The organism is Clostridium sp. (assembly GCF_040797585.1).
In the GTDB taxonomy this organism is placed as follows: Bacteria; Bacillota; Clostridia; order Clostridiales; family Clostridiaceae; genus Clostridium_Z.
The window spans coordinates 1-7254 of record NZ_JBFNEO010000148.1; the positions used below are offsets into that span (position 1 = coordinate 1).

Consider the following 7254-nt stretch of genomic DNA (forward strand, 5'->3'; position numbering starts at 1 on the left):
CTTTAATATCTTCTCCTTAGAATATTTTCCTGACTTGGCTAAAGAACTTAAAATCATTCTATGGTCTAAAACCAGTTTAACATTGTTCTTCACATCGTCTGGAATAACATAGTTTCTTCCCTCCATAAGAGCAGTAGCCTGAGCTATTTTTAATAAACTTAATGAAGCTCTAGTGCTTATTCCCACGGATAAATACTCATTATTTCTTGTTTCATTAGCTATACTCACAATATACTCTTCTATAGTTTTATGAACATTAACCTTTCTACACAACTCTTGTATTTTCATGAGATCTTCTTTACTTAAAACCTTATTTATATGATCTATAGGACTTTTATCCTTATAAATTTCTAATATATTAACCTCATCCTCTATAGAAGGATATCCAATATTTATCTTTATCATAAATCTATCTAGCTGAGCTTCTGGAAGCTCATAGGTTCCATGATATTCTATAGGATTTTGGGTTGCTAAAACAAAAAATGGCCTCTCTAATTTATGCGTAATATTTCCTTCTGTTACTTGATACTCCTCCATAACTTCTAAAAGAGATGATTGAGTTTTAGGAGAGGTCCTATTTATCTCATCTCCTAAAAGAATATTAGAGAAAACAGGTCCTTTTTTAAATTCAAAATTCATGTCTCTCTGATTATATATAGATACCCCAGTTACATCTGATGGAAGTACATCCGGAGTAAATTGTATTCTCCCAAAAGTTAAATCTAAGGATTTTGCTAGAGCTTTAACCAATGTAGTTTTCCCAACCCCTGGCACATCTTCTATAAGTACATGTCCATTAGCTATTATTGCTTTTAAAAGATTTTTTATTTCCCCTTCTTTTCCAATAACTACTTTGCTAATATTTAGAATAATCTTGTTTATTAATTCCTTTTCCTTCAAAATGCATTCGCTACTAAACTGTAGCTCCCCCTCTCTAAATTCAATTATTTAAATCCTGAAGTATAATTATGTAATTTTTGTAACAAATTTTACATATAACTCTATTTTATTTTAAATAACCATAAATTACAACAAATTGTATAAAACATATATTTTCAAATAAAAGTAACCTCTTTTTATTTCTTCATAAAAACAAAAGGAACTATCTCATTTTTCTACTTTGAGATAGTTCCTTATATTCTCATGTTAATTATATAATTTAAATTATAATTACTTTTTAGTTCCTACCTTTTGAACTCCATTAACAACAGCATAAGTGTCTGTTGATAGTAATTCTGTATTTATAAGCTTTCCACCTTCAAATACCTTTCTATAAGTCTTAACTCTAAATCCTTGAGCTGGATGTCTTTCTATTACAGTTTGACCCTCTGGAAGTGTTGGATCTTCAACAGTTTTTGTAGTCGGATTAAGATTTTCTACCACTTCACTATATATTTCATAAGTTTTATTTACTGCTGAAGTATCTCCATATATATTAAAGCTTACATTCTTACCTGAGTTCTCCCCTTGTATATATATTGGGAAATCAAAGGTATTTTTAAACTTATAATCTATACTTCCCCAAGCTACCGTAGCATCAAAACCTTTTGTCATATATCCTACTGGAATAGAATGGTTAACTCTTTCCACAGAACTTAACCCTGACCTTATTACTGCTTGGTATAGTGTGGATGATACTTGGCATATACCGCCGCCTATTCCTGATTCAACCTTGTTACCAACTATTACCGGAGCATCTTTATATCCTCTCTCTGCGCTTCTTTCTCCTACCACATCATTATAACTAAAGGTCTCTCCTGGCATTAACACTGTTCCATTGATAGCCTTAGTTGATAGTTCTATATTATAAGATCTTTCTTGAGAAGAGCTAGAGTAGTTTGTTGAATATCCCGGAGATACCTTACCATTTATTCTTCTTAAAGCATCCCCTGTTACCGAAGGCTTGTCTTCATCTATTTTTGCCTCTAAATTGGTTTCCTCATTAATATTACCATTTATACTACTTAATATTTGATTTTCTAAATCTTCTTGGTTTAATTTATATCCTATTACCTCATCGGTTACTGAAAACCCTCCATTGAAGTTAAGTTTTGCATCCTTAGGTGCCTTATCTACCTCTTTAGCTATGTTACCTACAAATTCCTTTACATACTGTGGGTCATGGCTAAATTTAAGTTCTAAATCCTCATTAGTAGGATTATGGACTTTTTTATACTTGTCCCTCAAAGTGGCATCTTTTCCAGAATTAAAGGCTTCATTGACAACCTCTTCAATATCATATTTAGCATTAAGCTTTGAATAATCCATTTCGTAAGTCTTATCCTTAGCCTTCACTTTTATTTTTTTATTTACAATTACATCTCCAAAACCTTCTTTAAGATTCGATATAGCCTCTTCTTTAGTTTTACCTTCTAAATTAACCCCTTGTACAGAAATCCCTGGATAGATCTTGTCATTCCACTTATTAACTTCGGATTCCATATACTTATAATATGCAAATACACTTGAACCAGCTATTATAATTAATAAAAGAATTGAAATAATTACGATTTTAGTATTAAATTTAAAAGTCTTAGTATGTTTCGTCATGTGAAAAATCCCCTTTCTTTAAGTCTCAATAATATTATAATATAAAACATAAGTTTTTTATAAAGCCTATGTAGTTTATTTTTGACATTTTTTGATATATATTTTCATTTATCTAAGATTTACTTTTAAATAATAAGAATTACTATAAATATACTATCCTAAATTTATTATAGTTCTTGTATAATATATTTTGTTACATAAAGATTAAATTTATAATAAATTTAAGATTTCAAAAAGGGGGCGTTATAATTGTCAAATTACAATTTAGAAAATTTAAAAAACTATCTAACAAATATACTATCCATTCATAGTCCATCTGGTTACACTAACAATGTAATTAATTACTTAGAAGAAGAGTTAGATAAATTAGGTGCTGTATATAAAAGAACAAATAAGGGTGCCTTAATTATAACTCTTAAGGGAGAGAATGAAGAATATGAAAGAACTCTTTCAGCTCATGTAGACACTCTAGGTGCCATGGTAAAGAGTATAAAATCTAATGGTACTTTAGGTCTTACCCCTGTAGGTGGTTACATGATGTCTAGTATAGAAGGTGAAAACTGCATAATTGAGACCCTTAATGGAAAAAGCTACAGCGGAACTATTCAAACAATAAAACCTTCTGTTCATATAAGTGGCGATGAAGCTCGTGAGCTTAAAAGAACACCTGATAATATGGAGGTGGTCCTAGATGAAAAAGTCTTTTCTAAAGAGGATACTGAAAAACTATCTATCTCTGTAGGAGACTTTATTCTTATTGATACTAGAACTACCATTACTGAAAATGGTTTTATAAAAAGCAGATACTTAGATGATAAGGCTAGTGCTGCTATACTCTTATATATCGTTGAATATGTACTAAACAATAACATAAAATTACCTTACACCACTAATATATTTATAAGCAACTATGAGGAAGTAGGTCACGGTGCATCCTCTGCTATTCCAGAAAAAACAAAAGAATTTATAGCTGTTGATATGGGTGCCCCTGGGGTTAATCAAAACTCCTCTGAATACTCAGTTTGCATATGCGCTAAGGATTCCTCTGGTCCTTATGATTATGACCTTAGAAAAAAACTTATAGAAATTTGTACTAATAGCAATATAGATTATAGAGTAGATATTTATCCTTATTATGGTTCCGATGCTTCTGCTGCTATGAGAGCTGGTTATGATATAAGATGTGCTTTAATAGGACCTGGAATATTTGCATCTCATGGCTATGAAAGAACTCATATGGATTCCCTTGTAAATACATTAGATCTACTAATAAAATATATTTCTATGTCCTAATATATTAGACGTAATTTAAGGCTATAAGGTTTCTTAAAATTTTTAAATATATAACGAATCTTCCTTTAGGTGGTGTTCTTTTCACCATTTGAAGGTTAGATGAATAATAGGCTTTACACATATTATCTTAAATATCATAGGATACATCTATATAAGAATAGAATAAATTAGAACACAATAAAAATAAGCTCAGAATGAGCTTATTTTTATTGCTGTCTTTCCTTTAAAGAATACTCTATTATTAAATCTAAAAGCTCAGAAAAGCCTATATCTACTCCTTTAGCACTCTTTGGGAATAAACTATTCTTAGTCATTCCTGGAAGGGTATTAAGTTCAAGAACATAAGGAACCCCTCTTCTAACTATCATATCCACTCTAGCATATACACTACACTTAGTTTCTCTGTAGCTTCTTAATGCCATATCCTCAACTTCCTTATGAAGATTCTCCTCAAGTTCTATTATAAATTCATCTGCCCCACCATCTTCATACTTTGAAGTAAAATCAAAAAACTCTGATTTGGGCTTTATAGCAAGGATAGGTAGCATTACCCCATTTAAAACAGGACAAGTTATCTCATCCCCTTTTATATATTCCTCAATCATTACTTCCCTATCATATTTTAATGCTTCTTTTACAGCCCCTTCTATACCTTCTTTTTCATCTATCCTGGTGGTTGCCACTGAAGATCCACCACTATTAGGCTTTACAAAAACAGGATATCCAAATTCCTCTATGGCTTTATAGTCTATTTCTTTTATATCCCTTACACATATCCATCTTGCAGTTCTTATATTAGAAGCCTTTAAAACCTTCTTTGTCATATCCTTATCCATACATACAGCACTACTTAAAGTATCACATCCTGAATAAGGTATATTAAGATTTTCAAGCACAGCTTGGATTTTACCATCCTCTCCAAATTGTCCATGTAGAGCAAGTAGAGCAAAGTCAATATCCTTTACCTTCTCTATTAACTCCTCTTTACTATTTAAAACTATCTCTATAACCTCATATTTACTCTTATCTAAATTATCTACTATTTCTCTTCCACTTTTAAGAGATATTTCTCTCTCTGAGGAAATCCCCCCCATTAATACTCCAACTCTCATTTGTTTCTCCTCCAAGTCACAATATTATTCTTTTACAATATTATTATAAAAAAATTATGTTCAAAATAAAAGAACCACTCTAAGGTTAAATTTATCCTACAGTGGTTTGCTTTACAATATAAATTACCTATAAAAGTTCTAAGGACTAATCATCTCTAATATTCCTTTATCTCAAATGGATTATTAGAGATGACATCCATTGTATAAATTCAAAAGAAAATATAGAATAAATAAAGACTTGTGATTCACAAGCCTTTATTCCATGTATTCTTTTTTGCAATCATTTTACTAAAGTATAGCTTCTATATCATTATATCATCTTAATCTAAAATTTAGAAGTATAATATTATAAAAATAAATTAATTATTGATTTATTTTTCCTATAGATAAACCACATGACGATTGAAACTAAATCGTAAGCTATCATTACTTAAGGCTTATTCAAAGATTGAGTTTGGATGTAGTTTATCTATATTATACCTAGAGCAAAGATTTAATTTATTTCATATATATCTGAGAATTCTATACTTATTCTTTCTACATAAGAATTTCCTATATCCGAGGTTACTGCAACCTCTTCATAGGTATCTATATTCCCTATAGGAAATCTAACTATAAATTCGCTTCCCTCTCCTATTTCGCTATGAACAGTTATATTCCCCCCCTGCATTTCTACTAAAGACTTTACTAGATATAATCCTATACCACTTCCTTCATGATCTCTTGTAAGAGATTTATCCACTTGGTTAAATCTTTCAAATATTGTTGCAAGCTTTTCTTTTGGTATTCCCCTTCCTGTATCTCTTATTGAGACTTTCACAAAGTCCTCTTCTTCTGAAAGTTTTACATTAATAACCCCTTTTTTAGATGTAAACTTTATAGCATTAGATAAAATATTCATAACAACCCTTTCTGTTTTATCTAAATCTATAGATACTACTTTCTCTTCCATATCTGTATCAAATATTACTTCTATATCTTTATTTTCTGCATAATCAACAATAGACATTGTTATATTTTCTACAACATTTACTATGTCTATATTTACATATTCTATAGGCAAATATCCTGCTTCTATTTTTGTAACATCTATAAGATTATTTATAAGTCTAAGTAATCTATAACAATTTTGTTTCATAAGTCTTAAATATTTCCTACTATCCCCATATACACTTTTACTTCTAAGTTCTTCTAATTGAAGAGCAGAGAATATAACATTTATAGGGGTTCTAAGCTCATGAGATATGTTAGCTAGAAACTCTGTTTTTATCCTATCATATTCTCTAGCCTCTAAAAGTTTTCTTCTATCTTCCTCATGTCTCTCTTGAAGTTGTTTCATCTTTTTCTTATGAGTTATATCCTTTGCCATACATACTATTTTGGTTATTTTATCCTTATCATGTATAGGTGTTAGAGATACTTCTAAATCAATCTCATCTCCTAAGTGATTTTTAGTTGTAAATTCAAATTCTAAATTTTTATTTCCTTTAAGAATCTTATAAAAATATTTAAAATGTAGCTTGGAGGCATCTTCTCCAAAAACTTCAGATATGCTTATTTCTCTGTTATCTATGAGAAAATCATTTCTCATAAATTCATTCATATCTACAATGGTGTCATTGCCTACATCAATTATATATATATAATTCCTTACTAAATTGAAAAAGTCTTTATACTTTTTTTCGCTTTCTACTAAAGCTCTTTGAAAATACTTCTTTTTATCTATGTCTCTTGAAGTTATAACAAATCCCTCTATGGCTCCCTTATTATTTATTATTGGATTCATAACTGATTCAACCCATATATAGTCATTTCCTGTTATTTTTAGTCTATACTCTAATTGTTTTTCTTTGGATATTCCACTTAATCTATTTTTTATAAACCTCTCTACTTCTTTTCTATCCTCGTAATAAATCAAGTCATATATATACTTTCCTCTAATTTCTTTATAATTTACATTATACATAGCGCAAAGAGATGTACTTACATATTGAATTTTACCCTTATAATCAACATTTATCATAAAGTCTAACATGTTATCAGTAATATCTCTAAGCTTCTTTTCATTCTTTATAATCTTATCATTCATCTTTTTCTTATAGGTTACATCATCAAATATGGTAATAATAGCATTTTCATTATTATGATAATCTAGTTTAAGTATTTCACATCTAAATATTTTATTTTGGAGGTTTACTATATAGTTTACCTCTCCTTCCCATATAGAATTACTTCTAAAATTTTCACTAAGCTTTTCTATATCTAAATCACTATTATAATTTTTAATTAAATAGAATAA

General features: G+C 29.5%; 5 protein-coding genes. 1 reads left to right on the forward strand and 4 read right to left on the reverse strand.

Annotation, left to right across the window (positions count from 1 at the left end; genetic code table 11):
• Together AB2369_RS09700 and AB2369_RS09705 are read right to left on the reverse strand one after the other, a co-directional pair.
• Nucleotides 1-900, reverse strand: a 900-nt coding sequence (locus tag AB2369_RS09700; protein ID WP_367666279.1) for an AAA family ATPase, incomplete at its 3' end; no start/stop codon positions are given.
• A gap of 270 nt (nucleotides 901-1170) precedes the next feature.
• On the reverse strand, nucleotides 1171-2550 hold the full coding sequence (locus AB2369_RS09705; protein WP_367666280.1) for a VanW family protein: 1380 nt from the start codon (nucleotides 2548-2550) through the stop codon (nucleotides 1171-1173).
• Between the two features lie 249 nt (nucleotides 2551-2799).
• Here AB2369_RS09705 and AB2369_RS09710 point away from each other — a divergent pair, with 249 nt between their 5' ends.
• Nucleotides 2800-3843, forward strand: a complete 1044-nt coding sequence (locus AB2369_RS09710) for a M42 family metallopeptidase (protein ID WP_367666281.1) — start codon at nucleotides 2800-2802, stop codon at nucleotides 3841-3843.
• Nucleotides 3844-4049: 206 nt separating this feature from the next.
• Here AB2369_RS09710 and AB2369_RS09715 read toward each other — a convergent pair whose 3' ends face one another.
• Both AB2369_RS09715 and AB2369_RS09720 read right to left on the reverse strand, forming a co-directional pair.
• Nucleotides 4050-4955 carry a D-alanine--D-alanine ligase gene (locus tag AB2369_RS09715; protein WP_367666282.1) on the reverse strand — a complete coding sequence of 302 codons (906 nt, stop codon included), beginning with the start codon at nucleotides 4953-4955 and terminating at the stop codon, nucleotides 4050-4052.
• A gap of 493 nt (nucleotides 4956-5448) precedes the next feature.
• Nucleotides 5449-7254 (reverse strand): ATP-binding protein (locus AB2369_RS09720; RefSeq protein ID WP_367666283.1); only part of this gene is annotated, 1806 nt, incomplete at its 5' end.